Here is a 26,279-nt window from a genome sequence, read left to right on the forward strand (position 1 = left end):
TCTGGCCGGCACCGGAATCAATGCGTCGATCCGCTCACCGGGAGTCGCCGTACTCGCTGGGCGGGTCGAACACCGACTCGCTGGGGACGGCCTCCCGGTCGTCGAGTGCGAGATCACGCACCGGCCGGTCGTCGATCGCTTCGAGAAAGCGGTCGACGATGACGCGCTCGACGATCGATCCGACGTCGTCGGCCTCGTCGCGGTCGACCAGGAGGCCGATCTCGATCTGGCCGCCGGCCATGTCGGCGTGGCCGCCCGCGCTCCCGATCCGGTCGAACGCCTCGCGCAGCGCGGTGCCGACGTCGAGGTCCGTCCCCCGGGCGCGCGCCGAGAGGTGGATCGTCCCGTCGACGAGGCCGTAGACCAGCGTGGTCGTGATATCCTCGATGCCGAGGAGTTGATCGGCGGCCTGTGCGAGAATGTCTCGGTCGCCAGGGTCGCCCACGAAACTCGTCACGATCGATCCGTGGCGACGGCGGTTCGTGATCGCTCGGCCGATCGTGTCGAGCGCGGACGGACTCATGCCGGGGTTCTCGATCCGCTGGAGGACGGTCAGATCGGCGGCCTCGACCAGTCGGGCAGCGGCCTCCAGATCGCGCACCGACACTTCACGACTGAACTGGGCGGTGTCGACTCGCTGGCCGAAAAGCAGCGCGGTCGCGAGCGACCGATCGAGATCGACCCCGAAATGGTCGAGGTAGTCGAGCATGAGCGAACTCGTCGCGCCGACGTCGCTGTCCAGATCGACGTACCGGGCGTCCACAGGTGCGTTCGGTGGGTGATGATCGATGACGATGTCGATCGGTGTCGAACGGTCCAGTTGGTCGTTGATACCGGGCCGGGCGTGATCGACGAGAGCGATCGCGTCGGCGTCAGCGATCGCGTCGGTCGAATCGAGTCGGCACAACTCGACGTCCAGGAGGTTGACGAACGCGCGATTTTGCTGGTGACTGATCGACCCGAAGTAGTTGATCTCGGCGGGACAGTCGAACTGCTCGGCGACAGCCGCGAGTGCCATCCCGCTCGCGATGGCGTCGGGATCTGGGGTGTCGTGAGTGAGGATCGCGAGGTCGTCGGCGGTGGCGAGGATCGGGCGGACTTTTGCGAGGTGGCGACGCCGCGGTGCGGTCGCATCCACGACCGCCGTGGCCACTGCCGCACTCGGATCGAAGACGGCATCCGTCCGAGAGGCAGCCCCGAAGCCCACCACGTGCGTGTCGGGATGTGCAGTCTTGATCGCGTCACCGACCATCTCACAGTGCTCGGTCACTGCCGCGGACTGGACCGGTTCGGGGAGGTCGGCGTACGTCGATGGGACGGTCGGGTCCGCCTGGTGGACGGTCAGATCGGCCTGCTCGATCGCCCACTCCGCGAGATCGCCGTCCTCGGTGATCAGGACGGTCTCGACGCTGGTCTCGCTCAGTCGCGAGCACAGCGCTTTCGTGTGTGCGCCCGCCCCGACTACCAGCCGCGATGCCATGGCGACCGACTCGGTTCCCTGACGCCTTCAACCCCCGTTATTTCAGCCGCTCCTGGAGGACCGAGGGATGAGCGGCGCTGACACCCTCGACGGTCAGGATTTCGTCGTCGATGACCGTTCCGAGGGCGTCACCGTCACACGCCCGGACTTCGGCCATTACGGTGTGATCGCCACTGGAGGTGAACAGCGATTCGACGTGATCGACGGTTTTGAGGTCGCGAATCGCGTCGATGTAGCGCTCGCTTTCGAGGTCGATCCCGACGAGGGCGATCGATCGATCGGTGAGTTTCTTCGGGTCGACGTCGGCCGAATAGCCGACGATGACGCCCTCGTCTTCGAGTTGGTCGACGTATTTGCGGACGGTCGGCTTCGAGACGCCGGCGCGGTCGGCAATCTCCGTATACGACGCTTTGGCGTCGGCTTCGAGAATAGAGAGGATATCCCGCGCCGTCGATTCCGAATTCATGGCTCGATCTTTTCGATGCCCGAAAAAATACCTTGCGAACGGGGAAACGCCGGTCGGGATCGACGGCTCAGGTGTGCTTTTTCACGAAGTCGATCGAGCGCTCCCACTCGCCGTCTTCGAAGTACCGCTGAGCGAGGGGCTCGGCGGGCATCTCGCCCTGTTCGCGTTTCTTCTGGCCGTAGGAGGGCCGGCCGTCTTCGACGTAGAACCGACCGGTGAGGATCTCGCCCTCGTAGAGTTTGTCCTCGACCGTGCGCATCATCGCGTTCGCCTCGCCGTGATCGCTCACGTCGAAGTCGTACTCATCGGAGTCCTGAACGTCCGTGTAGGGAACGTAGGACTTGGCGTCTTTGTTCCAGGTCGGACACTGCGTGAGGAAGTCGATGTGGGCGAACCCGTCGTGTTCGATCGCTTCCGCGACGATCTCCTGGGCCTGCCGGGGGTTGGTCGCGGCCGTCCGGGCGACGTACGTCGCGCCTGCGGTGAGCGCGAGCGAGAGCGGCCGGATCGGTGATTTCGCGTTGCCCGAGGGCTGGGTCTTCGAGGTGTGGCCCATCGGCGACGTCGGAGAGGTCTGGCCTTTCGTCAGCCCGAAGATCTCGTTGTTGAACACGATATACGTCATATCGTGGTTCTCCCGGGCCGAGTGCAGGAAGTGGTTCGCGCCGATGCCGTAGCCGTCACCGTCGCCGCCCGCCGCGACGACTTCCAGATCGGGGTTGGCGAGTTTCGCGGCGCGAGCGACCGGGAGCGGCCGGCCGTGGATGGTGTGGAACCCATAGGAGCCGAAGTAGCTGTTCAGCTTGCTCGAACAGCCGATGCCCGTGACGGTGAGCACTTCCTCGGGCGAGCGGCCGATGTCGGCCATCGCACCCTTGAGCGCTTTGAGGACGGCGAAGTCCCCACAGCCCGGACACCACGTCGGCTGGGGCTCGACGCCCGGCGTGAACTCTTCACGGTCGATCTCTCGGTCCTGGTCGATGGCGCTGAACGTACTCATGTTAGTCACCCGTGGCTGGGACGAAGGTGGTCGCGTCGTCGGGCGCGTCCCGGTCGCCCGCGGCGGTGTTCTCGACGGCCTCGACGATCTCGCGCGGTTCGAACGGGTTGCCGTTGTACTTCAGCAGCGAGGACAGTTTCTCGCCGTAGGCCCCGAGTTCCTTCTGGACGAGACCTTTGAACTGCCCGCTGGCGTTCATCTCCACGACGACGACCTCGTCGACGCCCTCGATGAACGCCTCGATCTCAGGTGCGGGGAACGGCTTGATCTGGGAGACGCCGAGCGCGGCGACCGACTGGCCGTCGGCGTTCAGCCGATCGACGGCCTCGAAGACCGTGCCCTGCTGGCTGCCCCAGGTGATGACGCCGTAGTCGGCGTCGGCCGGACCGTGACGGGTCACGAGCGACTCGTCGCCCGCGAGGTCTTCAGCGATGTGCTCGAACTTCGAGAACCGCCGATCGACCTGGTCTTTGCGGTTCTCGGGATCTTCGCAGATGTGGCCCCACTCGTTGGTCTCGTTGCCCGAAGTGAGGTGACGACCGCCTTTCTGGCCCGGGACCGAGCGGGGGCTGATCCCCTTCTCGGCGTCGCGTTTGAACCGCGCGAACGTGCCGGAGGCGTGGTGGGCCGCCTCCGCGATTTCGTCTTCGCTGAGGATCGTCCCCGGATCGGGGTGCGTCTCGCGATCGAAAAACTCGACGGGAACGTTCCGCAGTTCGCCTTCGAGTTTCTGGTCGTACATGATGATCGCGGGCAACTGGTACTCGTAGGCGACTTCGAAGGCCCGTCGGGTCTGCTCGTAACACTCCTCGGCGTTCGCGGGCGCGAACACGACACGCGTCGAGTCGCCCTGGCTCGTGTAGAGGACGTGTTCCAGATCGGACTGCTCGGGTTTGGTCGGCATGCCCGTCGAGGGGCCCGCGCGCTGGGCTTCGAGCAAGACGACCGGCGTCTCGGACATCTCCGCGAGGCCGAGCGGTTCGCTCATCAAAGAGAAGCCACCGCCCGAGGACCCGGACATCGCCTTCGCGCCCGTGTGAGAAGCACCGAGTGCGAGGGCCGCAGCGGCGATCTCGTCTTCGACCTGTTCGGCGATCCCCCCGACTTTCGGGAGGTGTTTGGACATGATCGAGAACACTTCGGTCCAGGGCGTCATCGGATAGCCCGCGATGAACCGACAGCCCTCGTCGATCGCGCCGTAGGCGATGCCCTGCGAGCCGTTGAGCAGGGCCTGCTCGCCTTCGGTCTCGCCGTCGGGAACTTCGAGGTCGTGGGTGAACTCCCACTCCTGGGTCTGTTCGTAGGCGTCCGAGAGCACGTCCAGGTTGGCGTCGAGGATGTCGCCGTCCATCGACTCGCCCATCAGCGTCTCGAAGTACGAGGGATCGATGCCGAGCAGCGCGGCGGTGACACCCACGCCCGCGGTGTTGCGCATCACGTCGCGCCCGTGCTCGCGGGCGATTCCCCGCAGATCCGTCGGGTAGAGATGCCAGTCGTTTTCCTCGGCGCGCGTTTCGAGGTCGAGGTCCGCGACGTCGTCTTCGTCGAGCATCCCCTCGTCGTAGATGACGATACCGCCCTCGCGCAGTTCGTCGAGGTTCTCCGCGAGCGGTTTGAGCTTCTCGTTACCGTAGTACGCCTCGTCTTCTGTGCTCCGGGCGAAACTGTCGCCCAGCGCGAGCAGTACGTTGTAGCCGTCGCCACGCGAGCGGACTGGCTCGTCGCTCGCACGCACTTCGACGTAGGTGTGGCCACCCCGGATCCGTGAGGGGTAGTGTCGGTGTGTGAATACGTGAAGGCCCGCCCGCATCAGTGCCTTGGCGAAGTTTCGGCTGGTCGAGTCGATCCCGTCGCCCGACCCGCCAGCGATCCGCCAGACGAGGTCATCTTGTGTCATAGTTGGTATGTTAGTTCCTCGGCAGCGCCGTATCAAAATCGTGGAGGGGGGAATGGAAAAACGTTGCCGAAAGGGCAATAAAGATTAAATAGTGATAGTTCCTACGTGAGTGCCATCGTTTCGATCGGCTCGGACGCCGCTGGAAGCCTGATTTCTGGGTCGCGACCGCACTCGGCAATGAGTCGCCCGACTGAGAGGTATTCGTTTCTCCCGCCACGTTCTGAAACCACGCGGACGAACATTCCTGTCACTATATCATAATTCGGACGGGATCGTCCGTCACTCGGTCGGGCCTCGAATCGTCACTCGGTCGCAGTTCGAACGATCTCACGCACACGATCAGAAACGGCCGCTGGCGGTTCGCTGGCGTCGACCCGGACGAACCGCTCGGGATCGGTAGCGATGCGATCCTCGTAAGTTGTGGCGACTGCTTCGAGATGCTCCAGGCGCTCGAACTTGTTGGCGGCCGCGCTTCGTTCGAGGGCAACGCGAGGCTCGACGTCGAGATAGATCGTCAGATCGGGCGAGCGTGACCAGTCGGCGTGCATCGCGTCGATCGTCGCGGCCGGATCGTCCAGGCGGTCGGCCAGCGTCACCGACTGGTAGGCCACCCGGGAGTCGACGTATCGGTCGCTGACGACGCATTCTCCGCGGTCGAGTGCGGGTCGAATCACTCGGTCGAGGTGGTCGGCGTGATCGGCCATATACAGAAAGAGTTCGGCCATCGGGTCGGCGTCGTCGGTCTCGATCGACCGCTGGACGGCGTCTCCGTACCACGAATCGGTCGGTTCGCGCGTGAACACCGCGTCGACGTCCTCTTTGAGCGCTCGCCAGACCGTCGTCTTGCCGGATCCGTCGATTCCCTCCAGCGTGATCAGCATACCGTCGCTGCGACCGGACGAAAAAAACCTCTTCCGGGACGGCCGGTCGTGGACCGTCGACAGTCAGGCGTCAGGACTCGACGGTCTCGATTGCGGCGCCCGGCACGTCGCGTTTGACGCTCTCGATGCCGTCACGGGCCCCGCTTCGGGAGGCGTACCCCTGGCCGCTGTCCAGCAAGATATTGCCGTTGCGGTGGCGGCATCGCCAGCGGTGTTTCCCACCGCGGTCCTCGTAGATCTCGAAGGTCGCCTGCCCGATCTGGAGGGCGTTGGCCTCGGGTGCGTATTCGAGGACGTGCTCGATGGCGTCTTCGGCCCCGCTCCGAGACGCGTAGCCCTCGCCGCTGTCTGCGACGATCCGGCCGTTCGACGCTTCGAGTCGCCAGCGGTACTCGTCGGCGGCGTCCTCGTAGACCTCGACGTCGTACTCGTCGATGGCTTCACGGAGGCGATCGACCGCGCGGTTCGCGTCGTTGCGACGGCTGTAGCCCTGGCCGCCGTCCGCGAGGATCTCGCCGTTGCGGTGGACGAGGCGCCAGCGCCACTCGCTGGCGGCGTCGCGGTAGACCTCGAAGCCCGCGGGGTCGAACCAGAGGTACGACGCCGGGCCGACCGTCGACTGCAACCGATCGATCGCACGGCGGGCGTTCGACCGAGAGGCGTAGCCCTCACCGCTGTCACCGATGATCTCGCCGTTCGAGTGCCTGATCCGGAACCGCCACTCGCCGCCGGCGTCTTCGTACAGTTCGATCGTCGACTGGCTGTCTGCGTCCTCGAACATCTCGATGGGGTCGGTCTCGTCGGGGAGTTCGTCGACGGTGTCGATCAGGAGCGTGCTCGCGCCGAGGGCGTTCGATCGGACGCTCTGGATGCCCTTCTGGGCGTTGTGTTGTCGGGTGTAGCCCTGCCCGCCGTCCGCGATGACGTTGCCGTTGCGGTGGCGGAGTCGCCAGCGCCACTGCTCGCTGCGGTCCTCGTACAGTTCGAACCCCCCCCCCCATACTCGCTCGGAGCGCCGCGATCTCGGCCGCCAGGTCGTCGCGTTCGGCCGCGGCCGTCTCGGCGTCCGATCGGGCCTGATCGCGGTCGGCCGTGGCCCGGTCACGATCGGCGGCAGAGTCGTCGCGCTCGCGACGCGCAGTCGCGAGGTCGTCTTCGAGGGCGGTCTCCCGACCGTCGTCCCCGGTCCCGACGAGCAACGGGGCGATCACGCCGCCGATCGCGACGACGAGCAGCCCACTCGTGTACAGGCCGAGCACGGGTTCGTACCCACTGTCGAGCGCCCAGTTCTGTGGGTAGATCAGCACGAACCACACGATCGCGAGATATCCGATCGCCTGGCCGGCGTAGGCGGCGTAGTTCGCCCAGGGCTGGAGGGGGAGTCTGATCACCGGGCCAGCGAACAGCATGACGAGGCCGACACCGGCGAGCGCGACGCTCACCTCTCGGAGCGACATCGACGCCCCGCCCGGGGCGGAACTCACGAGGAAGCTCGTGATCCCGACCGTTCCGAGGATCAATCCGACGACGAACACCCAGTAGCCCCGTACTTCGTCGTGAGTTGTCGGCACCCCCACCCGATTCCGATAGATCGATTCGAGCCTGCCCTGACTGGCTTCGGTGGCCATACCGGTTCGTCTCGGGCCGGTGTAATATATTATATGGCAGATATTTGAACGGAATTCGATCGGCACCGTGGGGACTGCTCCGTCTTTGGCCCCTCGATTCGACACCGCACCACAGGATTTAAGTCTAAATAGGCAATATTTAATGTGAGGTGTATCGGTGAAAAGAATTCGTCCGTGCCACGCCGGGCTCGGGCAATCGTAACCAACTATGTCAGAGAAAAATACAGCAGCAGACGGGGGAACAGGAGTGAACGGATCGGTCAATCGACGGACGTTCCTGAAGACGTCGGGGGCCGCAGGAGCGATGGCCGTCGGACTCGGGGCCGGGTTCGCGGGGACGGCAGCCGGGGGCCTCGCAGAGTTCAGCGAGCTCTCTGTGGACGCTCAGAACCGGATCGTTCGAGACGACACCGGCGAGGTGTTCAAGATCCGTGGCCTGAACGTGCCCGACCCGAAGCGGATGGCCATCACCGAACAGATGCGTGGCAAGACGATGAAGGGCCTGATCAATATGATCACGGACAACACGAATGGATGGCACCCGCGCGCCATCCGCCTTCCGGCCCAGCCCACCGACATCGGTGAGCACCCCAACGGGAACACAGGTCCGACCTGGGAGGAGTTCGCACCCGAGGTCATCGAGAACGAGACCAACGAGTTCATGACGATGGACCGTCGGCTGATGCGGCCTGCCCAGCCCGACGAGTACCCGAACGGGGCGTTCACCCGCGACCAGCTCGAAACGTATCTCGAAGAGTACTACGACCCCATCGTCGAACACTGTAAAGATCGTGGGGTCTACTGTATCGTCGACTTCCACCGCCACTGGCACGAGCAGCCGCCGGGCGACGGTGAGGGATCGGGTCCGACCGGGATGGGCCCCGAAGGCGACGCCGAGGCCGAGAACCACCTGCCGTACGACAGCCCGTACACGCTGTACTGGGCGTACAACGAGTACTACGGCGAAGACGAACCCGCGTCCTGGGGCTACGTCGACCAGAAGTTCCGGAACAACATGGACGCCGGGTACGTCAGCCAGGAGATGATCGACAGCGGCGACACGCCGTACACCCAGTGGCAGGTCAACCAGGACCTCGTCGACGAGGCCCTGATGTTCTGGGACGTCGTGGCCGAACGGTACGCCGACAAGGAGCACGTCATCTTCGAGCCGTACAACGAGCCGACTGCGCCCGGTATCTGGGGCCCGGTCGAGGACTACGGCGCGAACAAACTGAAACCGCTGTGGGACGTCTTCGTCGAGGACTTCGCCACGCCGCTCATCGACAAGATCCGAGAGTACACCACAGACAAGCACATCATGATGGGTGTGCCCGGCTGGTGTCAGGGCACGCAGGGTGTCCACTGGCGGGAGTTCCCCGACGACAACCTCTCGGTCGTCTGGCACAACTACGCCGGTCACGAGGCCAGCAAGCAAGAGAACTGGCTCAACGACGAGTGTATCGGGCAGGGCTGTTGGGAGCCCGAGGAGTCCCAGGGCCTGCAGAACGCGATGGACGTCCACCCCGTCTCGGTCACCGAGTTCGGGTGGCAGGACCCCGAATACACGATGGACGAGCTGGGTGAGGAAGTCAACATCAGCAAGTGGCTCCAGGGATCCACCGCTGGCAAGGGCTCGACCAAAGAGTACGGGAGGCCCATGATGGAGGCGATCGAGACCGACGACCGGATCAGCTGGGTCGCGTGGTGTGCCGACGCGCGCTGGCTGCCGACGATGTTCCGCGCCGACTTCAAACTCCAGGAAGGGAACTTCGAGCTCACCAACGGGAGCTTCTACGAGACGCCCGAGTCCGAGTTCCCGGTCAACTGTGAGGACATGCCGTGTGACTGGAAGCTCTGGCAGAACCCCAACATGGGTCAGCACGTCAAGGACGTCCTCGCAGAGTACAAAGGCGACAACGTGCCCTTCGAGACGACCGAACTGGACGGCGGGACCGGCGGCGGGTCCTTTGGCGAGGACGCGACCGACCCCGACGGTGACGGTCTCTACGAGGACGTCAACGGGAACGAGCAGATCGACTTCCCCGACGTGAACGCGCTGTTCCAGAACACCAGCAACACGGACGACACGAGGTTCGACTTCGACGAGGACGGTGACGTCGACCTCGATGACGTCCTCACGCTGTTCGAGATGGTCTAACGGCCGGAATCACTCTCTCGATTTCTTTCTCTCTGTTTCGACGATCGATCAGCGACGGCGTCGCGTCACTCGATCACGTCGGTGACCGTCAAGGCCTCACGGGCCGCCGATCGGGAGATGCCGTCACCGAGGATGGTGTACCGATCGCGGATCCGGTGGGCCGTCGCGAGCGCGTCGACGGCGGTCTCGGGGTCGATCCCCAACTCGGCGGCGGTCGTCGGGGCATCGATCGCGGTGAGCGCCGCGCGAATGTCCTCCCAGAACCCGTCGGGGCCGCTGTGGAGATACGCGACGACGATCGTTCCGACGCCGACCTGGTGGCCGTGGAGCGCGGGGTCGTCGGCCAGGCGGTCGAGTTGGTGGCTGAACAGGTGTTCCGCGCCACTGGCCGGGCGTGAACTGCCGGCGATCGACATCGCGACCCCCGAGGAGAGCAGCGCCTTGACGACGATCCAGGCCGACTCTTCGAGGCCCTGTTTGATCGAGTCGGCGTTCTCGACGAGCATCTCGGCGGTCATCCGCGAGAGCGCGCCGGCGTATTCGGAGTACGTCTCGTTGCGCAGGCGGCGCGCGAGTTCCCAGTCTCGGACCGCCGTATAGTTCGAGATGATGTCCGCACAGCCGGCGGTGGTGAGCCGCCAGGGCGCGTCCGCGAGCACCCGCGTGTCAGCGATCACCGCGAGCGGCGGGTCGGCAGCGACGCTGTGGCGGGTGTCACCGTCGGGCATCGAGGCCCGGCCGCTGACGATGCCGTCGTGGCTGGGCGCGGTCGGCACCGAGACGAACCCGACGCCGATGTCGTCGGCGGCCATCTTCGCGATGTCGATCGGTCGACCGCCACCGATCGCGAGTAGATAGCCCGCGTCGCACTCACGGGCGGCTTCGATCGTCGTCTCGACGGCGCTATAGGAGGTTCCTTTGGGCTCGACGACCGCGGGGTCGTGCCCGCTGGCCGTGAGTTGATCGAGCACGCGGTCGCCGGCGACTTCGCGTGGGATCGGGCCCGTCACGACCAGTGGCCGACCGTTCAGTGCGGGGTCGTCCAGCGCCTCACCGATCGAGTCGAGCACGTCGTGGCCGACGCGGACCGTTCGCGGCAGGCGAATCCACGTCGATTTTTCGAACATGGGCGACCCGACGGCGGCCTGGCCCCTAACGATTGCGCCCACGGCCGCGGGCCCGCCGTCGTCACAGCGGCGTCTGTCCGGTGCCGATCACCGCACCGACATAGAGCGTCGCGACCAAAACGAGCCAGACCGCGTCGACGAAGTGCCAGTAGTACGCCACGGTCGTCACGCCGGTGTGACGCTCGGCCGAAAACTGGCCCCGGAGCGCCCGGGCGAGCACGAGACCGATCATCAGCACGCCCAGTGCGACGTGCAGGCCGTGAAGGCCGGTCAGCCCGTAAAACGCGCTGCCGTAGATCCCCGCGAGCGCGAACCCTTCGTCGAGGAGGTGGCTGTATTCGAGCGCCTGGCCGCCCAGGAAGACGACGCCCAAAAGGAAGGTCGCGGCCATTCCCACCCGAAAGCCACGGTGATCGCCCGCCTGGAGACGCTTCTCTGCGAGGTGGAAGGTCCCACTAGACGTGATCAGGAGGACGGTGTTGACCGCGAGGATGGCTCCGAGCAATCCGCCGGGGAGGTCTGCGGGTGGCCACGCGCCCGCCCGGACGAACAGGTAGTAGGTGTAGACGGCCCCGAACGTCGCGACGTCGGTGAGCAAGAAGATCAGCATACCCCACCGAAGGTGGCCGCCGTCACCGTGGACCGCTTTGTTCGTCCAGTCGGCAACGAAGGCGTGATACAGCCACCCGCCCAGGCCCGCGACGAACACAGCAGCCCCGATCAGGGTGACGCCGACGCCCACAGGCACGCCCGGACCGACGTCTCGTCCGGCGAGAATGACCAGCCCGATGCCGAGATACAGCACCGCCGATCCGGCCGCGGCGATGATCGGCCACCAACTGGCCTCGCCGTACCCCCGCGGTAGGTCGCGGACGGCGGGCAGCGGCCCGTGGCCCTCTGACTCTGTCATGTCATCGTATCGGCGGTCCTGGAGTAAAAGCCTGGAGGTACCGGCGGTTTCGGTCGAGGCTCGCGGCGCGGGCCCGCGAGGTCGAGTCGGGATTCAGGTCTCGGATCGAGACGCGGTCTGATTCGCGACCCAGTCGTCGTAGTCGGATTGGGTCGTGACCGTCAGGTCAGCGAGCATGTCGCTGTGCCCGGCCCCACAGAACTCCGCACAGTAGAGGACGTAGGGTTCGTCCCGGACGGCGGCGGGCCTGATCGTCGTCTCGATGTAGTTCGTCCGGCCGGGGATGGCGTCCATCTTGAGGCCCAGCGCGGGCACGTGGACGGAGTGGACCACGTCCGAGGAGTGAATGCGCATCACGACCGTCCGATTGGCGGGCACGGTCAACTGATCGGTCGTGTTGAACCCATGCTCGGGATACGAGAACGTCCAGCCCCACTGGTAGCCGATCACGTCGACGACGACCGGATCGCCCGTCTCGATGGTCTCCTGGACGGACTCCTCGGTGGCCGTCACCGACGGTGCGCCGAGTGCGCTGTACGCGAGGATACCCACGACGAGCAAGACGACCGCCGTCGCGGCGGTCCACGCGATTTCGAGTCGGCGGTTCTCCTCGGTCGGTGTCGCGGACTCCGATTTCCTGAACTTCCAGATCGCATACGCCAACAGCCCCTCGACGAGCAGGGTGATCGGGATCGCGATCGCGAGCAAGATATTGCTCAGCCCGGAAATCGTCTCCGCGGAGTTCGTGAGCGGATCGGCGGCCACGACCCCCGCGCTCGCGAGGACGAATCCCCCTGTGAGGACCGCGACGAGCGGACGCACGAATCTCATTACCGGATCTAGCCGACTGGGCGTTATATAGGTGCGTAACCTGGCAAAAGACCGGGGATTCGGGGCGCGGTGCGGTCCTCTCCCGTCGCATTCCTCCCGCAAATTCGTCGGATCCGGGGGCCCTAAGTACGACACGCCCCTCGGTGGGCGTGTGACTCAGCGGGTCGTGACGCGATTCGTCGGCGGACTCGTCGCTGCGATCAGTGGCCTCTATTTGTTGATCGTCCTCGGTGCGACCCAGTCGCTGACCGGCGCAGCGGACGCCTGCCGGAGTTGGCCGGGATGTCATGGGACGCTCGCGATCGGATCGGTCGATCTGGGGATCGTCTGGGCCCACCGGTTCGCCGCCGCGGCGGTCGGCGTCCTCATCGTCGCGCTCGCGGCACTCGCCTGGCTTCACGGCGAGCCACGACGCGTCCGGGTGGCACTCACCGGGGCGGCCCTGCTCTACCCCGTTCAGATCGGGATCGGCGCCGTCCTCGCAGTTCGTGGATCGGTCGGATCGACCGGGGGCGCCGCGGTCCACCTCGGCGTCGCACTCGTCATCTTCACCGCACTGGTCGCGGCGCTGGCCTGGACGCTCGAAGCCCGGACGGCGGACCGGCCCTCCCGAGAGTCGTCGGGCCCCAGTCGACGGGGCGACCGCGACCCGGGCCCCGTCACGACGGGCCCGCTCGCGACCCTGCGGGCGTATCTCACGCTCACGAAACCGAAGCTGATGTGGCTGCTCGGCCTCGTCGCCGCGGCGTCGATGGCGCTGGCCGCCGGCCCCGACCTCGCCGTGCAGACCGTCGTGTTCACGCTCACGGGTGGCGTGCTCGCTATCGGGGCGTCGGGGACGTTCAATCACGTCCTCGAACGCGACGTCGACCAGGAGATGAACCGGACCGCGGATCGGCCGTTACCGACCGCCGAGATTCCCGTCCGGAACGCCGTCGCCTTCGGTCTCGTGCTCACCGCTCTCTCGCTGGTGACGTTCTGGCAGGTCGGCGTCCTCGCGACCGCACTCGGGGCGATCGCGATCGCGTTTTACTCGATCGGATACACGCTCGTCCTCAAACCCAACACCGTCCAGAACACCGTCATCGGCGGGTTCGCGGGCGCACTCCCCGCGCTGATCGGCTGGGCCGCGGTGACCGGCACGGTCGGGTGGGGTGGGCTCGCACTCGGGGGCGTGATCTTCCTCTGGACGCCCGCGCACTTCTACAACCTCGCCTTAGCCTATCGCGACGACTACGCCGCCGCGGACATCCCGATGATGCCGGTCGTCCGCGGAAACGCGACCACGCGCAAACACGTGCTGGGATGGCTCGGCGCGACGCTCGTCGGCGCGGTCGCCCTCGGCGCGATCGGTGGGCTCGGCCCGCTGTACGCCGTCGTCACCGCCGCCGTGGGCGCGGTCTTCCTCGTCGCAGTGGTCCGACTCCACGCCGAGCGTGATCGACCGGCGGCGATGCGAGCGTTTCACGCCTCGAACGCCTTCCTCGGCCTCCTGTTGGTGACCGTCGCGATCGACGCGCTGGTGGTCTGAATGCGGCTCGCACGCTCAGACTGGCCGACGACGCGCTCGCCCGACTGGCTGTCGAGTTCGCGTCTCATCTGGCTCGGCCTGCTTCTCAACGTCGAACTCGCCGTGATGGCGGGGTACGAACTGCTCGCGGGGAGTGTCCTCACCGATCCGCTGGCCGCGCTGCTCCCCTGGATCTGGATCGATCTGGCGATCGTCGCCGTCGCGTGGGGGCCCCGCCCGCGGCGCTGGACGCGCCTCGCGATCGGCGTCGGCGTCGCGTACGCCGCGCTCCTGGTGGTGTTCGGCGGTCTCGTCGGTCCCGCTGGAACGGGTGGGCTCACCCTCCACTGGCTCTCACCGGGCTACGGACCGGCGCTGACCTACACGGACGATCCGGTATCGGTGCGCGTGCTCCCCTATCACGTCGTGGGCTACGCCGCACTCGCTGTCCTCGTCGCGCGCACCGTCGCGGACACGTCGGTGACAGCGCTCTCGGGGGTGCTGGGCCTGTTCACCTGCGTGTCCTGTTCCTGGCCGCTCGTCGCGGCGCTGATCGCCGGGCTGGGTGGCTCGACTGCCGGGATCGCCACGCTCGCGGGCGCGCCCTGGCTCGGGACCGCGGCGTTCGTCGTTGCGATCGTCCTCCTCTCCTGGCGGCCCACGATCGGCGGCGCGTGAGGACGCGTCGCGATCGAAATTCCCCGCGACCGGAACGCTTTCTGAGGCCTGTGGCGTCGATCACTTATGGATGCGGTCGTCGACGCGACGGGGCTGGCGAAGCGTTTCGGGGAGACGGTCGCGCTCGACGACGTCGACCTCACGATCGAACGCGGCGAGATCTACGGGCTGATCGGGCCGAACGGCGCGGGCAAGACGACGCTCGCACGCGTCCTCCTGGGCACGCTCGCCCCCGACGCGGGGCAGGTCCGCCTGTTCGGCCAGTCGCCCGACGCGGTCGATCCGGCCCGGATCGGGTATCTTCCCCAGTCGTTCGACCCGCACGACCGACTCACGCCCGCCGAACTCCTGGCGTACTACGGGGGGCTGTACGAGGGGGCTCAGTCGGTCGCAGACGTGCTCGCGACGGTCGGGATCGATCCCGCGACGACGACCCGCTACGCCGACCTGAGCGGCGGTGAACAGCGTCGAGTCTGTGTCGCGACCGCGCTGGTGAACGATCCCGACCTGCTGGTGGTCGACGAACCGACGACCGGGATCGATCCAGCGGGACGGCGCGCGTTGCGGGAGGTGTTCACCGACCTCCGGGCGGCGGGCACGACCGTCCTCCTCTCGACACACGACATGAACGAAGCCGAGGCCGTCGCTGATCGGGTGGGGATGCTCGCGAACGGCCGCCTCGTCGCTGAAGACGCCCCCGACGCGCTGGTCGCCGCTCACGGCGGCGCGTCCAGACTCACGATCCAGACCGACGCTCCACCGGACGCACTCGACCGACAGAGCGTCGAACAGACCGAAGAGGGCCTGCAGATCCCGGCGGTCGATCCCACCCGGATCGGCGCGATCGTCGATCGGATCGACGACGCGTATCGCGTCGAGGGGCTGACCTGGACCGATCCCGATCTGGAGGACGTCTATCTCGCTCTTGCCGAACCAGGCCAGGAGGCATCGCGATGAGTCGCACTCGTCGGATTCGTGCGGAGAGTCTGGCTGCGCTGCGATCGTTCCTGCGCCGTCGGACGGCAGTGTTTTTCACGTTCGTCTTCCCGATCGTCCTGATCGCGATCTTCGCGGGGTTGGTCCGGACCGGCGGGGCCGGCCTCTTCGGGGAGTCACCGGGATCGTACGTTCCGGCGTATCTCGCGGTCGTCGTCGTGTTCACGCCGCTCTCGCGGGTCGCCAGCGAGGTGGTTCGCCACCGCGAGGGCCGCCGGTTCGAGAAACTCGCGACGACGCCGCTCGGCCCGGCGGAGTGGCTACTCGCCCAGACGCTCGTCACCGTCGCGTTGGTGAGTCTCGGCGCGATCGCCGTGCTCGTCGCGTTGCTCGGGGTCGGGTCCCGAGTGCCCCTGTCGCCCTGGCTCGTGGTATACGTCCCGATCACGACGGCAGTGTTCTGTGGGCTCGGCGCGATCATCGGCTCGCTGGCCGACGATCGCGACGGTGCGATCGCCGCCTCGAACGGCATCGCGCTCCCGCTGGTCTTGCTCTCGGAGACGTTCGTCGCCTCGGCGTCGCTGCCCGCCTGGTTCCGGCCCGCGATCGAACTCAGCCCGGTCACCTACTTCGCGCGGGGCCTGCGGGCCGCCGGCGAAAGCGGCGCGATCGGGTGGCCGGGATCGGTTCCGGCGTCGGCCGCCGTCCTCGTCGTCTGTGCCGTCCTCACGCTCGGAGTCGCCGTCCGGGTGTTGCCCTGGCGATCGACCGCACCCTGACCCGCGCGGGAGAGCTTTTTGAGTGCGGGGCGGGTAGACACAGCTATGAGTACGAACGCGACGGTGCGGGAGGTGATGACCCAGGACTACGTCGGCGTCAGCGAGTCCGACACGCTGGCCGAGAGCGTCGACGTCGTCCTCGATTCGGATGCCGACGGGGCTATTGTCCTTCGAGGGCAAGACCCCATCGGGATCGTCACCAAATCGAGTGCACTGCGCACGCTGATCGACGGCGTCGACGCGCCGGTCGTGGCCGACGCGATGATCGATCGCGTCCCGACGATCGACCCCGAATCGACCGTCGGGGCCGCGATCGACGAACTGTCCGCGAAGACGATTTCGATGCTCGCGGTCAGTGACGGCGACGAGATCGTCGGCGTCGTCTCGACGCGCGACCTCCTCGCGGCGGTCTCGATCGGACCGGCCGACGAGGTGCAACGCGAGACGGCGACCGAGGATCCATACGCGCGTGACGAGGCCACCGAGGAGTACTCCGATCAGAGCGTCTGTGAGGCGTGTGGCTCGCTCGCTCACGACCTCGCCGTTGTCAACGGCCAGTTGCTCTGTGCAGACTGTCGGAGCGTCTGACGCTCGATGGAGGGGGTCGTCGTCGAGTCAGCGGACGGTGACGACGTGTCGGCCGTCACCGACCTCTGGGTCGCGCTCGCGGACGATCAGCGCGCGCACGACTCACACGTCCTCGGCGTGGAGAGTCGGGAGACGATCGTCGAGACGGTCCGTCGGATGATCGCGCTTGACGCACTCGCCGTCGCGCGCCGCGCGGACACCGTCGTCGGGTTCGTCGCGATGGAACTCGAACGCGACGGCTACGATCGCGACGTCACTCGCGGGCGCGTGCCAGCGATCTACGTCCGCCCGGACGATCGGTCGTCGGGCATCGGGACGCAGTTACTCGACCGGGCGGAGCGTGAACTCGGCGCGGCAGGCGCTGACGTGATCACACTGGAGGCGCTCGCAGCCAACGACCGCGCCCGCGAGTTGTATCACGATCGAGGGTTCGTGAGCCATCGCGTCGTCTACGAGAAGCCGATCGAAAACGACACACACTCAAGCACCCAACCGGAAGCCGAGTGATGGTGCCAGGGGAGCTTGGGCGGTGCAAGCACTCGATTTGTAATCGAGAATTCGTGGGTTCAAATCCCACCCCTGGCTTGGACCAGAATTCGTCGCTCTGATCGTCGCTTTGTTCGTCGAGAATGTGGTCCGTCGTTCCCTCGGGGTTGGTTTCTATCCGTCGACGGTCCATCCCGATGCAGTTTGGATTCGAAACGACAACCTACAAAGAAGGGGTTCTCCTCCGTTTCAGTAGTCACGAGCCAGTCGATCACGGTCGACGGGATGACCTGTGAGCACTGCCGCACGCAGAACGACGAGAGGGCGGCCTCTCGACTGCGCTCCGACGGGCGTTCGTCCGGTCGGCGCTCGAATCCTGATCAGCGCGTGCCGTCGGACTCACTCATTGATCCAGGGTTCGCCGCCGTGATTCGAACTCGTCGTCGCTCAGTTCCCCGCGCGCGTATCGGTCCCGGAGTTCTGAACGCGCTCGATCCGTGCCGTCGGTTCGTCCCCCGCGATTGCCGGCGTACACGGCCAGGAGGACGATCCCGACCAGGACGAGCGGCCAGAGGAGCATTCCGCCGCCGAGCAGTCCGAGGCCGCCCATCCCGCCCCACCCGCCCATCATGCCGCCGCTTCCGCCACTGTGGGCCATGGCCGTTCCAGTCGCTACGACCAGCGGGACGGCGACGATCACGAGTCGGCGTGCGGTCCGTTCGAGGTGTGTGGTGCGCTGTGTCATTCCTTTATGTATGTGTGATTCGATGTTCGGTTGGCGTGCTCGACACGGTCGAATCAGTTAGCAGTGGCTCTGTCCGCTCGTTGCGCCCATTCCGCCGCCGTAGTCGTCGTGTCCGTCCGTCCCGTTGTGGTCGTCGTCAGCCATGTCCCGGGCCATCTCGTCGACGGTCACGCCCACGTGCGATTCCATCCACTCGACCGATCCAGGCCCCATGTGCGCGGTCATGTGTCCATTCATCCAGGTGGCCCACTCGTCGGTGGTCGCGTTCGTCGTCGGCGCATCGTCGGCGTTCGGAGCGGTCGTATCGGTTCCGTGTGCGCTGACGACCGGAAGCGCGACGGCAAATCCGACGATTGTGATCGCCACGAGCAGCCAGCGGCCGTATCTAACGTTGGTCATTGTCTCGTCCTCGATCACTCCTACGACAGTCCCGGGGATATCACGATGGATGTAAACCCACGGTTGAGACCGTTCTAGAGCGTTTCTCGCGCGTTCTAAGCGTGTATCAGAACGAGGACCGTTCATCGCCGTCGATTTCAGGCGGTTCAGTACCCTGTTCGGTTCGAATGGCTTTCCAAAGCCGAAAGTCGACGACGGTTCAGTTTCCAAAATATGAGTGTAAAAATTCGACGCTCTCGGAGCAGAAACCGCATTAAATCGCCCCTGCGTTCGTATGGGATATGGATTCGACTGGCCCAGACGGGGTCTCGGCGTCCGATCGATCGTCGGGCTGGACGCGGCGCTCGGTGCTCGGGGTCGCGGGGACGACAGCGATGTTCGGCCTTGCGGGCTGTAGCTCGCAGTCTCCGACGGCGCCATCCAGTGACGGCGATTCAAAATCACTGGACGTCGATCGAGAGGGGTACAGCGGCGATGCGTTCGCCGGGCGCCTCACCGAAGGGGTGGAGTCCTCCGAGCCCGCAGTGGTCGAGCACGGCATCTACGAGGGGAAGGTCGTGTACGACCGGTCGTGTGAGTCCGTCGGTGATGGGCTCACTGGCTGTGATGCGGGCATCGAGACAGCGGACCTCGGAGACATCAATTTCTACTACGAACACGACATGCAACAGAAACCCTGTTTGACGCCGGATCAGCAGGTCGCTCTCGACGTCGATGATGACGGAGCCGTCGTTCAACGGCGAGACTGACGGCACCAACACGGACCGTCTTCTTCAGACGTTCAACGCTCGGGGCACCGTTCGGTTCGAGACGTCGGCCAGTGCCGACCTCAGCACTGGCACAGACATCGAGGTCGAGATACCCGACCTCGCGTCGGACTCTAGCGGTGTGATTCGATTCTGATGATCGGTTGGCCGTCCTTGTCAGCGATGACGGTCGCCGTCGTCGTATCGGCCTCGAACTGAAGCGTCATCTTGAGTTGGCTCTCCTGGAAGAGTCCGTCGAGTGCGTCCGTGTTGATGTCTTCGCTGATGAGCCATTCTTGGTCGAGAACGTCCTCGTCGTGGGCCTTTGCGACCGCCGTCACGACCGCCGTGCTGAGTTCTTCGACCTCGTCAGGCTCGTAGTAGAACTCGTTCGTGGCGTCCATACACGGTCTACGATCGACACGGGATTACTCGTTCGGGCCAGGTAGTGACGAGATACAACCCGACACAGAACGGAGTACGGCCGTGACGACCGACTCGCCACCGAAGACGGCTGGCAGACGGGTCGTGATCGAAACGATGAACATCGCAACCGACACGCCAGTCGAGGTCCGAACGAGACCATGGACGGACAGCCGATGGGACCGGAGGGCGTCGCATGAACCGACGACGAGCGGACGCCGTCGTCGGGGTGGGTCTCGGAATTGTCGTCCTGGCCGGCGGCGCACTCGGATGGCAGGCCGCTCGACGACGCAGTTTCGACGGGTCGATGGAGTCGATGATGGACGGATCGATGGACGCAATGCACGGACCGGATCCGCTGTGGTACGTGTTCGGAACCCTGGTGGTCGCGACCGCCATCGTCGGTCTCTACGTGCTCGTCCGTGCGGACCTCACCGACGGAGACACCACCGGCCACCCACCGGCGTCGACGGCATCCGAACCAGCGCCCCCGGAGGAGGTGGAGTCGACACCCGCCGACCCGCTCACGCCCGAATCCGATCCGCAGGCACGCGTGCTCGATTTGCTCCCGGACGACGAACGGCGGGTGCTCGAACCCGTCCTCGACTCGCCGGGAGTCACACAGGTCGAACTCCGCGACCGCTCGGAGTTCTCGAAGAGCAAGGTGAGTCAGACGGTGAGTGCCCTCGAAGAACGCGGCCTGCTCTATCGAGAGCGACAGGGCCGGACGTATCGGGTCTTTCCGAGCGACGACCTGCGAGAGCGGCGATCCTGACGGTCCGCGCTGGTCGGTCGACCGTCCGAATCCGCGATCAGGGTTCGGATCCTCGATCACCGTCCGGATCCTCGATCAACCCTTCAGATCGCCGTTCGAGCGTCCGAATCCCGTTCGAGCGTTCACAGTCCCGATTTTCGAAGCGCCCGAACGGCCCGAGTGACGGGCACGGTGTCGGTATGGACCGATCGTCACCGACGACGCCCGATGGCGACGGCCCCGGCGAGTGTCGCCACCAGCGCGAGGCCCGTCGAGAACCCGGGGCCACCGGTCGCCGTCGGTGTGCTCGTCCGTGGCTGGATCACGCCGTCGTCGGTGGTCTCGGCCCCACCGCCGACCGCCGTTGGGGTCTCCGACGCGGTGGTCGTCGCCTGGGTCTCGGTGGTCGCGGACGGTGTCTCGGTCGTCGAGGTGGGTGACTCGGTGGTGGTCGGCGTCGCAGTCGGGGTCGCCGTCTCGGTGTCCATCGTCACCTCGGGTGTCGACGCTCCCGGGTTGCCCCCGGTATCGTCGGGCACAGAGAGCGTCGACTGGCTGAACGCGATCACCTCGCGCTCGCCACGATAGCCCCGATCGCCGCGCGCGACAGCGAGCATGCGATGATCGCCCGATTCGAAGGACCCGAGGTCGATCTCCGCTCGATAACCCTCGCCGCTGGGTTCTGCAGTCACGTTCTGCACGCCGGAGGCAGTCTCGACGCTGACCAGAAGTTCCTGGATCGAGTCGGCGTTCTCGGCGGTCTGTGTCGACTCGACGGTGACGGTGGCGCTGTCACCGTCGACGGTCGTCGACACCGAGAGGCTGTAACCCGGGACGAGGACCGGTTGGACCGCGACCGGCGAGGAGTCGGGCACGACGGCCATCACGTACGATCCGGAATCGACGCCCGCGAACGACCGGTCGAACGTCGTCGACCCGGTCGCGCGCGTAGAATCCTGAATCGACCCCTCGCTGTCGTACCGATAGAGGCGGTAGCTCTCGTTGTCGGGGGCCGTCACGTCGAACGTCGCGGTGTCGCCGGGGTCGACGACCAGGACGGTGTCGAGGGTGAACGACTGGCCGCCCACGTCGATCGTCTGAGTCGGCCCCTCGACTGCGCCCGGTGCGTCGATCGCGTACCCTGCACCCGCAGCGAGCGCCGTCGCGACGACGACGGCCACGATCGCCCCGCCGAGAAGCCCGACCCGTCCCGCGCCATTCATCATGGAATCAAGACACGTGCTCAAGGAAAATATGGGTGTCGGACAGTCGACCGACGGGATCCCGGAAACCATTTCTATCCGCAGACGTTACAGGATGAACGAATGAACGACTTCGATGCAACGATTCGACGAGCAGGTGTGGTGCTGGTGGCGGTCCTCGCCGTGGTGGGTGGTATCGGCGTCGCCGTCGGGGCGCCCCTGACTGCGCCGCCGCCGAGTTCGGAGGTCACGACGGCCGCCGCTGCTGGCATCACTGGAATGGGTGACGACGTCGGTGTCTGGGGGCGCGCCCCGCTGACGCTCCGCGCCGACGATTCGATGGCCCAGGATACGATTCCGGTCGGGGCCTGGATCGTGGATACCACCGAGTATCCCGACAAACCGATGGGTGTCGGCCCCATCGGCGTGTACGACACGGGTCAACCTGTCGACGTGACGTTCGACGCCGCACAAGCGGAAGTCTCTGGATCCACGTTCGCCAACGAGACGCTCACCGTCTATGCGGTCGCGGGCGAGTCACCGATCGATCCGAATACGACCAGCGCGTCGTCACTCGACGGCCTCAACGCGTCGGAGACGGGCGGTGTGTCACGCGTCGACACGACGACGATCGGCGCTGACGGCAGTGCGACCGTGAACTACGTCACCAACGAGACCGGCACGGTTCAGTTCGTGGCGGTGCTGAGCGACGATCCCAGCGGCGGTCTCGCCGCCAACGCGACGGTCGTGGGCCTCGACTCCGTTCTGGTGCGGTCCACCCCGAGTGCGGCGACCGCCCCCGAGTCCGTCGATGCGGGCGAGAACCTCACGATGAACGTCGACGCCGGCGGGACCGGGACGGCCGGACACGCGGTCGTCCTCTACGATGAGGCGACGATGGCCGACTCGACCGTCACCGTCCGGGTCACCAACAGTTCCGCCGTCACGATCGAACCGGAGATCGACCGACTGAACGCGACCACGCGGACGTCGAACGGGAGCGTCGAATCGACGTCGATCGACATCGCGTCGCTGATGGGGAGTCTCGGCGGCATTTCCAACACGTCACTGTACGCCGACGGGAGTCCGAACGAGACGGTCGTCCTCGACGGAGCGGCGGCGGTGACCACCGGTCCCGCGAACACGACCCTCGACATTCCGACCAGTGAGTCGATGGCCACCGGCGAGTACCGCTGGGTCTACGTCGGAGCGACGAGTGATTCGAGTAGCGTCGCGACTGGATCGGTCGAGATAGCGTCGTCGACGCCGGCCACGCCGACCCCGACGACGCCAACCCCGACGACGACCACGCCGGCGCCGACCACGACCACCGAGGCTGACGACGACGATGGCGGCAGCATCGGCGGTGGCGGACGCGTTCCGATCGATCCCGAGACGACGACCGTTGCGGGCGGGGGCGCCGAACCGAGGACGCCCGTCACGACCACGACGCAGACGACCACGGCGGAACCGACGACTACGGCCGCCACCACGACCGAACGGACGTTCGCCAGGCGGACGCCGACCTCGTCGGGCGGGCCTGGGTTCGGGGCCGTGCTGGCGCTCGTCGCCCTCGTGGCGGTGGCGCTGCTCGGCCTCCGCCGTCGCTGAGCACTCTCTCGACTGCCCGATATCTGACCGACGCGTTCCGACACGAATCTTTATACCCCGAGCACCTGTAGCATCGCTTGTATGCCATCCCGATCCAATCCGTTCGACGACATCGAGCGCATGGTCGAGTCGATGAGCGAGCAGTTCGGTGGGTTCGATCCCGGGAAGTTGGCCCTCGGTGGGGCCGCGCCCGTGGACATCGTCGACACCGGCGAGACGTTCGAGGTGACCGTCGACCTCCCGGGGTTCGAACCCGACGACATCGATCTGCGCGTCATCGAGGGGACGACCCTGGTCATCGGCGCCGACAGTGCCAGCGAGGCCGACGTCGAAGAGACTGCAGACGACGCCATCGTCGTCCGGAGTGAACGCAGCACGCGATCGGTCGAGCGATCGATCACGCTCCCGGCCGCCGTCGAGGAAGCGGCCGCCGAGGCGAGTTTCGACCACGGTGTGCTGACGGTCACGCTGCCGAAACGAGAGGTCACCACCGAAGGCGAGTCCATTCCGGTCAACTGATCGCCTGGAGTCTGTCAGTCGTCGGTCGCCGCTCTGATCGAATCGACGTCCGCGTCCGTTTTGAACGTCGTCCCGCCGTACTGCGTTCGTGAAGCCTGATAGCCCGCCGCCCGGAGTGCGTCGAGAAACTCGTCCATCCCCGATGCCGACCGGCCCCATTCCTTGCAGAGGCGATGCTGGTCGTAGTGGGTCGGCGTGTCGAGTTCGTGCTCGATCCGGTCGAGGAGGTCACGCGCCCGGTCGGCCGTGCCCATCGACGCGTCGACGTGCTCGCGGGTCGCCGCCGTGAACTCGCGATCGCGGATCGCGCCCAGCCAGATCGGTCCCGCCGTGACGATCGATCCGCCACACGCGGGACAGTCCGCGGGCGGATGCGCGATCAGGTCGCGCTCGGCATCGCGGTGGAGACAGTCGGTGCAGTGGTGAACGTAGCCCAGCCGATCGATCTGGGCGTCGGCGGCCTGCGCGCCCGACCCGACCGCGAGGTAGGTTCGGACGTAGTGATCGCTGGCGTGTGTGAACAACGGGTCGAGCGCGCGATCGTAGCGGGCGCCCGCCCGGACGAGTGCGCCGATCAGCACCCGGACGGCCATCTCGCCGTGATACTCGGTGTTGCGCGGGACCGTCGCGTAACTGCGAACGCCACTCCGGAAGTGTGCGCCACACAGCGGCGCGAGATCGGTCGCCGTCACCGCGAGCACGCCGTCGGTCGCGCGGACCGCGGCGTCGACGAACGGCATCGGCGTGCCGAACGGGTCGAGATCGACGATATCGTAGCGCTGTTCGTGCAGACGGACGGTCGCGTCACCCTCGTGGACCGTGCCCGCGAGGTCGTTGCGCGCGAGGTTCTCACGGGCGAGTGTGACCGCGTCGGGATCGGTGTCACAGCACTCGACGGTCCAGCCGTCGGCGGCGGCCCGAACGCCGCGCACCCCGGACGCCGCCGTCGCGTCGAAGTACGTCTCCAGCCCGTCGATGCGCTCGCGAGCGGCCCGCAGCGTGGCGATCGTCAGATCGCGATTGAGTTCCTGATCGGGGTTGAAAAAGACCGCGTCGCCGACGCCCTCCTCGGGTTGTTCGGGCACGGTCAGTGTCACGTGGCCCTCCGAAACGTCCATACCCGGGGGATGGGATCGAATGGGAAAACCACCACGTTCGGCAGTGTTCACCGACTCGCCGGACAGCATGTCAGTCTCGACGCGACCCCCGATCCCCCGGACCGGGTCGACATCCCCGCTGGGTGGAGGCCGTCGCTGAACACTCCCTCACGTTCGGCAGTGTTCACCGACTCGCCGGACAGCATGTCAGTCTCGACGCGACCCCCGATCCCCCGGACCGGGTCGACATCCCCGCTGGGTGGAGGCCGTCGCTGAACACTCCCTCACGTTCGGCAGTGTTCACCGACTCATCGACCGACTGTCAGTCTCGACGCCGCATCCTGATGGCCGGCAGGGGCGTTCGCACTGGCTTCGGGCCGAACGGTTTTGCCCGTCGGTCTCCCACGAATGGACGTGACGGCAGTCGACGACTGGGAGGCCGCCCTCTCCGACGCAGACCAGATCACGCCGGAGATTTTCGACCGCATCGTCGCGACCCACGGTGACCGCGGGCGGCGCGCGATCGAAGCCGTCGCTGAAGGGCGAGTGAAAGCCTACCGGGATTTCACCGTCGTGGTGGGCCACGCCGAAGAACACGTCGTCGAAGCCGACGCCTGTTCCTGTCCCGACGCGACGTACAATCTCGACGGAAGCGATCCCGAGCAGCTGTGCTGGCACGCCATCGCCGTCCGGATCGCCCGCGCGACCGATCGCGTGGACGATCACGACCTCTACTACGCCGACGTCGAGGATCTCCTCTGAACTGGTTTCAGGCGACGAGCAGTTCTTCACCGCGCTCGACGACGATTCGGCACGGCGGCGTCATCTTGTTGTACGCGCGTCGGTAGGCCTCTTTGACGGCGGCGGCCTGATCGACGTCACAGTACGCGGTGAACAGGCGGTCGTCGGCGGGGATTCGCGCGGCGGTGCCGACGATCTTCCCGAACGACTGGCGCATTCCGTCCGAAACACGGTCGGCCCCGGCCCCGGTCGCCTGTTTGTTCTCGCGGATGACCTGGTGGGGGAACTTCCGGAGGATCATCTTGTAGTTGTTCTCTCCGAGTTCCTTGATCAGGTGACGGTTCGCTGAGAGGCGCGCGGCCTCCAGTGAGCCGTGGCGGATCTGGACGGCCTCCTCGGTTTCGAGGCTGATCTGGACGGGGTAGTCGTCGGGCTCACCGGCGCCCATCTTGTGCTGTGCGATCTTGGATCCCGGGATTCCCGTGATGTACTCGCGACGGGTGTAGCTCGGCTTGTCGATGTCCCGGTACATCGAAGCAGGTTTTTCGGACATCGTCGTTCTTGGAGATTCGTGGCCGACCCGGCAGTTAAGGGTGTCGAACCACCGCGCGCTGTGGCGGCCAGCGGGTCCGGCGCGCCGGCCGTGTCCGCCCTGTCACGGCCCCGGTGTTCATCCGGGTGGCGCTC

26 protein-coding genes, 1 tRNA gene and 1 pseudogene are annotated in these 26,279 nt (G+C 66.2%); 13 read left to right on the plus strand and 15 right to left on the minus strand.

The features are described 5' to 3' along the window. Window positions 1–34: 34 nt before the first annotated feature. The 6 genes and pseudogenes from HARCEL1_RS07630 to HARCEL1_RS07655 form a co-directional block, all read right to left on the minus strand. A complete protein-coding gene (locus HARCEL1_RS07630) occupies window positions 35–1,480 on the minus strand; it encodes a DHH family phosphoesterase (protein ID WP_108381990.1) in 1,446 nt (481 codons plus the stop codon). 37 nt (window positions 1,481–1,517) lie between these two features. Then, window positions 1,518–1,946, minus strand: coding sequence for an HTH-type transcriptional regulator LrpA1 (gene lrpA1, locus HARCEL1_RS07635; protein WP_108381993.1), 429 nt, complete (start codon window positions 1,944–1,946; stop codon window positions 1,518–1,520). 67 nt (window positions 1,947–2,013) lie between these two features. Beyond that, on the minus strand, window positions 2,014–2,946 hold the full coding sequence (locus HARCEL1_RS07640) for a thiamine pyrophosphate-dependent enzyme (protein WP_108381995.1): 933 nt from the start codon (window positions 2,944–2,946) through the stop codon (window positions 2,014–2,016). Between the two features lies 1 nt (window position 2,947). Continuing rightward, window positions 2,948–4,843, minus strand: a complete 1,896-nt coding sequence (locus HARCEL1_RS07645) for a 2-oxoacid:acceptor oxidoreductase subunit alpha (RefSeq protein ID WP_108381998.1) — start codon at window positions 4,841–4,843, stop codon at window positions 2,948–2,950. Window positions 4,844–5,145: 302 nt separating this feature from the next. Beyond that, window positions 5,146–5,724: a dTMP kinase gene (gene tmk, locus HARCEL1_RS07650; protein ID WP_108382000.1), complete on the minus strand. Its 579-nt coding sequence runs from the start codon at window positions 5,722–5,724 to the stop codon at window positions 5,146–5,148. Between the two features lie 70 nt (window positions 5,725–5,794). Beyond that, window positions 5,795–7,352: pseudogene (locus HARCEL1_RS07655) on the minus strand (DUF1508 domain-containing protein). A 208-nt stretch (window positions 7,353–7,560) separates the two neighbouring features. Between HARCEL1_RS07655 and HARCEL1_RS07660 the strand changes: the two are divergent. Continuing rightward, a complete protein-coding gene (locus HARCEL1_RS07660; protein WP_108382003.1) occupies window positions 7,561–9,510 on the plus strand; it encodes a cellulase family glycosylhydrolase in 1,950 nt (649 codons plus the stop codon). Between the two features lie 65 nt (window positions 9,511–9,575). On the opposite strand, the gene HARCEL1_RS07665 is transcribed toward HARCEL1_RS07660, so the two are convergent. The 3 genes from HARCEL1_RS07665 to coxB all read right to left on the minus strand — a co-directional run bounded on the left by HARCEL1_RS07665 (window position 9,576) and on the right by coxB (window position 12,378). Next, on the minus strand, window positions 9,576–10,637 hold the full coding sequence (locus HARCEL1_RS07665) for an NAD(P)-dependent glycerol-1-phosphate dehydrogenase (protein WP_108382005.1): 1,062 nt from the start codon (window positions 10,635–10,637) through the stop codon (window positions 9,576–9,578). Between the two features lie 61 nt (window positions 10,638–10,698). Next, entirely contained in the window at window positions 10,699–11,547 is an 849-nt protein-coding gene (locus HARCEL1_RS07670) for a cytochrome c oxidase subunit 3 (RefSeq protein ID WP_108382007.1), read from the minus strand. 93 nt (window positions 11,548–11,640) lie between these two features. Next, the gene (coxB, locus tag HARCEL1_RS07675) at window positions 11,641–12,378 is read right to left on the minus strand and encodes a cytochrome c oxidase subunit II (RefSeq protein WP_108382010.1); all 738 of its coding nucleotides are present in this window, start codon (window positions 12,376–12,378) and stop codon (window positions 11,641–11,643) included. A 151-nt stretch (window positions 12,379–12,529) separates the two neighbouring features. Here coxB and HARCEL1_RS07680 point away from each other — a divergent pair, with 151 nt between their 5' ends. From HARCEL1_RS07680 to HARCEL1_RS07710, 7 genes are all read left to right on the plus strand, one after another. Then, entirely contained in the window at window positions 12,530–13,909 is a 1,380-nt protein-coding gene (locus tag HARCEL1_RS07680) for a heme o synthase (RefSeq protein ID WP_108382013.1), read from the plus strand. Beyond that, window positions 13,910–14,566, plus strand: a complete 657-nt coding sequence (locus tag HARCEL1_RS07685; RefSeq protein ID WP_108382016.1) for a DUF7546 family protein — start codon at window positions 13,910–13,912, stop codon at window positions 14,564–14,566. A 66-nt stretch (window positions 14,567–14,632) separates the two neighbouring features. After that, on the plus strand, window positions 14,633–15,523 hold the full coding sequence (locus tag HARCEL1_RS07690) for an ABC transporter ATP-binding protein (protein WP_108382018.1): 891 nt from the start codon (window positions 14,633–14,635) through the stop codon (window positions 15,521–15,523). Further along, a complete protein-coding gene (locus HARCEL1_RS07695) occupies window positions 15,520–16,281 on the plus strand; it encodes an ABC transporter permease (protein ID WP_108382021.1) in 762 nt (253 codons plus the stop codon). The genes HARCEL1_RS07690 and HARCEL1_RS07695 overlap by 4 nt, the downstream gene beginning before the upstream one ends. 45 nt (window positions 16,282–16,326) lie before the next feature. Further along, window positions 16,327–16,869, plus strand: coding sequence for a CBS domain-containing protein (locus HARCEL1_RS07700; RefSeq protein ID WP_108382024.1), 543 nt, complete (start codon window positions 16,327–16,329; stop codon window positions 16,867–16,869). 6 nt (window positions 16,870–16,875) lie between these two features. Continuing rightward, a complete protein-coding gene (locus HARCEL1_RS07705) occupies window positions 16,876–17,376 on the plus strand; it encodes a GNAT family N-acetyltransferase (protein WP_108382026.1) in 501 nt (166 codons plus the stop codon). Window positions 17,377–17,380: 4 nt separating this feature from the next. Then, a tRNA-Thr gene (locus tag HARCEL1_RS07710) sits at window positions 17,381–17,454 on the plus strand. Between the two features lie 304 nt (window positions 17,455–17,758). Here the strand turns inward: HARCEL1_RS07710 and HARCEL1_RS07715 are convergent. Next, window positions 17,759–18,100: an SHOCT domain-containing protein gene (locus HARCEL1_RS07715; protein ID WP_108382029.1), complete on the minus strand. Its 342-nt coding sequence runs from the start codon at window positions 18,098–18,100 to the stop codon at window positions 17,759–17,761. 57 nt (window positions 18,101–18,157) lie between these two features. Continuing rightward, window positions 18,158–18,499: a hypothetical protein gene (locus HARCEL1_RS07720; RefSeq protein ID WP_108384160.1), complete on the minus strand. Its 342-nt coding sequence runs from the start codon at window positions 18,497–18,499 to the stop codon at window positions 18,158–18,160. A 281-nt stretch (window positions 18,500–18,780) separates the two neighbouring features. Between HARCEL1_RS07720 and HARCEL1_RS07725 the strand changes: the two genes are divergently transcribed. Beyond that, the gene (locus tag HARCEL1_RS07725; RefSeq protein WP_108382031.1) at window positions 18,781–19,248 is read left to right on the plus strand and encodes a hypothetical protein; all 468 of its coding nucleotides are present in this window, start codon (window positions 18,781–18,783) and stop codon (window positions 19,246–19,248) included. Between the two features lie 131 nt (window positions 19,249–19,379). Here the strand turns inward: HARCEL1_RS07725 and HARCEL1_RS07735 are convergent, their stop codons facing one another. Then, the gene (locus HARCEL1_RS07735; protein ID WP_108382035.1) at window positions 19,380–19,649 is read right to left on the minus strand and encodes a HalOD1 output domain-containing protein; all 270 of its coding nucleotides are present in this window, start codon (window positions 19,647–19,649) and stop codon (window positions 19,380–19,382) included. Between the two features lie 215 nt (window positions 19,650–19,864). On the opposite strand from HARCEL1_RS07735, the gene HARCEL1_RS07740 reads away from it, so the two are divergent. Continuing rightward, window positions 19,865–20,443, plus strand: coding sequence for a helix-turn-helix transcriptional regulator (locus tag HARCEL1_RS07740; protein WP_108382037.1), 579 nt, complete (start codon window positions 19,865–19,867; stop codon window positions 20,441–20,443). A gap of 191 nt (window positions 20,444–20,634) precedes the next feature. On the opposite strand, the gene HARCEL1_RS13340 is transcribed toward HARCEL1_RS07740, so the two are convergent. Then, window positions 20,635–21,648: a hypothetical protein gene (locus HARCEL1_RS13340; RefSeq protein WP_159077058.1), complete on the minus strand. Its 1,014-nt coding sequence runs from the start codon at window positions 21,646–21,648 to the stop codon at window positions 20,635–20,637. 99 nt (window positions 21,649–21,747) lie between these two features. Here HARCEL1_RS13340 and HARCEL1_RS07750 point away from each other — a divergent pair, with 99 nt between their 5' ends. Then, window positions 21,748–23,235: a PGF-CTERM sorting domain-containing protein gene (locus tag HARCEL1_RS07750; RefSeq protein WP_159077059.1), complete on the plus strand. Its 1,488-nt coding sequence runs from the start codon at window positions 21,748–21,750 to the stop codon at window positions 23,233–23,235. Between the two features lie 81 nt (window positions 23,236–23,316). Then, window positions 23,317–23,754: an Hsp20/alpha crystallin family protein gene (locus tag HARCEL1_RS07755; protein ID WP_108382045.1), complete on the plus strand. Its 438-nt coding sequence runs from the start codon at window positions 23,317–23,319 to the stop codon at window positions 23,752–23,754. 14 nt (window positions 23,755–23,768) lie between these two features. Here the strand turns inward: HARCEL1_RS07755 and HARCEL1_RS07760 are convergent, their stop codons facing one another. After that, window positions 23,769–24,872: a tRNA (guanine(26)-N(2))-dimethyltransferase gene (locus HARCEL1_RS07760; RefSeq protein WP_108382047.1), complete on the minus strand. Its 1,104-nt coding sequence runs from the start codon at window positions 24,870–24,872 to the stop codon at window positions 23,769–23,771. Window positions 24,873–25,265: 393 nt separating this feature from the next. On the opposite strand from HARCEL1_RS07760, the gene HARCEL1_RS07765 reads away from it, so the two are divergent. Then, entirely contained in the window at window positions 25,266–25,613 is a 348-nt protein-coding gene (locus HARCEL1_RS07765) for a hypothetical protein (RefSeq protein ID WP_108384163.1), read from the plus strand. 7 nt (window positions 25,614–25,620) lie between these two features. Here the strand turns inward: HARCEL1_RS07765 and HARCEL1_RS07770 are convergent, their stop codons facing one another. Then, a complete protein-coding gene (locus tag HARCEL1_RS07770; RefSeq protein ID WP_108382049.1) occupies window positions 25,621–26,145 on the minus strand; it encodes a 50S ribosomal protein L16 in 525 nt (174 codons plus the stop codon). Window positions 26,146–26,279: the final 134 nt, after the last annotated feature.

The organism is Halococcoides cellulosivorans (assembly GCF_003058365.1).
In the GTDB taxonomy this organism is placed as follows: domain Archaea; phylum Halobacteriota; class Halobacteria; order Halobacteriales; family Haloarculaceae; genus Halococcoides; species Halococcoides cellulosivorans.

Excerpts from the sequence above, each read along its gene's own strand:
- HARCEL1_RS07630 (WP_108381990.1), bottom strand. The coding sequence starts at position 1,480 with ATGGCATCGCGGCTGGTAGTCGGGGCGGGCGCACACACGAAAGCGCTG.
- lrpA1 (WP_108381993.1), bottom strand. The coding sequence starts at position 1,946 with ATGAATTCGGAATCGACGGCGCGGGATATCCTCTCTATTCTCGAAGCC.
- HARCEL1_RS07640 (WP_108381995.1), bottom strand. The coding sequence starts at position 2,946 with ATGAGTACGTTCAGCGCCATCGACCAGGACCGAGAGATCGACCGTGAA.
- HARCEL1_RS07645 (WP_108381998.1), bottom strand. The coding sequence starts at position 4,843 with ATGACACAAGATGACCTCGTCTGGCGGATCGCTGGCGGGTCGGGCGAC.
- tmk (WP_108382000.1), bottom strand. The coding sequence starts at position 5,724 with ATGCTGATCACGCTGGAGGGAATCGACGGATCCGGCAAGACGACGGTC.
- HARCEL1_RS07660 (WP_108382003.1), top strand. The coding sequence starts at position 7,561 with ATGTCAGAGAAAAATACAGCAGCAGACGGGGGAACAGGAGTGAACGGA.
- HARCEL1_RS07665 (WP_108382005.1), bottom strand. The coding sequence starts at position 10,637 with ATGTTCGAAAAATCGACGTGGATTCGCCTGCCGCGAACGGTCCGCGTC.
- HARCEL1_RS07670 (WP_108382007.1), bottom strand. The coding sequence starts at position 11,547 with ATGACAGAGTCAGAGGGCCACGGGCCGCTGCCCGCCGTCCGCGACCTA.
- coxB (WP_108382010.1), bottom strand. The coding sequence starts at position 12,378 with ATGAGATTCGTGCGTCCGCTCGTCGCGGTCCTCACAGGGGGATTCGTC.
- HARCEL1_RS07685 (WP_108382016.1), top strand. The coding sequence starts at position 13,910 with ATGCGGCTCGCACGCTCAGACTGGCCGACGACGCGCTCGCCCGACTGG.
- HARCEL1_RS07690 (WP_108382018.1), top strand. The coding sequence starts at position 14,633 with ATGGATGCGGTCGTCGACGCGACGGGGCTGGCGAAGCGTTTCGGGGAG.
- HARCEL1_RS07695 (WP_108382021.1), top strand. The coding sequence starts at position 15,520 with ATGAGTCGCACTCGTCGGATTCGTGCGGAGAGTCTGGCTGCGCTGCGA.
- HARCEL1_RS07700 (WP_108382024.1), top strand. The coding sequence starts at position 16,327 with ATGAGTACGAACGCGACGGTGCGGGAGGTGATGACCCAGGACTACGTC.
- HARCEL1_RS07705 (WP_108382026.1), top strand. The coding sequence starts at position 16,876 with ATGGAGGGGGTCGTCGTCGAGTCAGCGGACGGTGACGACGTGTCGGCC.
- HARCEL1_RS07715 (WP_108382029.1), bottom strand. The coding sequence starts at position 18,100 with ATGACACAGCGCACCACACACCTCGAACGGACCGCACGCCGACTCGTG.
- HARCEL1_RS07720 (WP_108384160.1), bottom strand. The coding sequence starts at position 18,499 with ATGACCAACGTTAGATACGGCCGCTGGCTGCTCGTGGCGATCACAATC.
- HARCEL1_RS07725 (WP_108382031.1), top strand. The coding sequence starts at position 18,781 with ATGGATTCGACTGGCCCAGACGGGGTCTCGGCGTCCGATCGATCGTCG.
- HARCEL1_RS07735 (WP_108382035.1), bottom strand. The coding sequence starts at position 19,649 with ATGGACGCCACGAACGAGTTCTACTACGAGCCTGACGAGGTCGAAGAA.
- HARCEL1_RS07740 (WP_108382037.1), top strand. The coding sequence starts at position 19,865 with ATGAACCGACGACGAGCGGACGCCGTCGTCGGGGTGGGTCTCGGAATT.
- HARCEL1_RS13340 (WP_159077058.1), bottom strand. The coding sequence starts at position 21,648 with ATGATGAATGGCGCGGGACGGGTCGGGCTTCTCGGCGGGGCGATCGTG.
- HARCEL1_RS07750 (WP_159077059.1), top strand. The coding sequence starts at position 21,748 with ATGAACGACTTCGATGCAACGATTCGACGAGCAGGTGTGGTGCTGGTG.
- HARCEL1_RS07755 (WP_108382045.1), top strand. The coding sequence starts at position 23,317 with ATGCCATCCCGATCCAATCCGTTCGACGACATCGAGCGCATGGTCGAG.
- HARCEL1_RS07760 (WP_108382047.1), bottom strand. The coding sequence starts at position 24,872 with ATGGACGTTTCGGAGGGCCACGTGACACTGACCGTGCCCGAACAACCC.
- HARCEL1_RS07770 (WP_108382049.1), bottom strand. The coding sequence starts at position 26,145 with ATGTCCGAAAAACCTGCTTCGATGTACCGGGACATCGACAAGCCGAGC.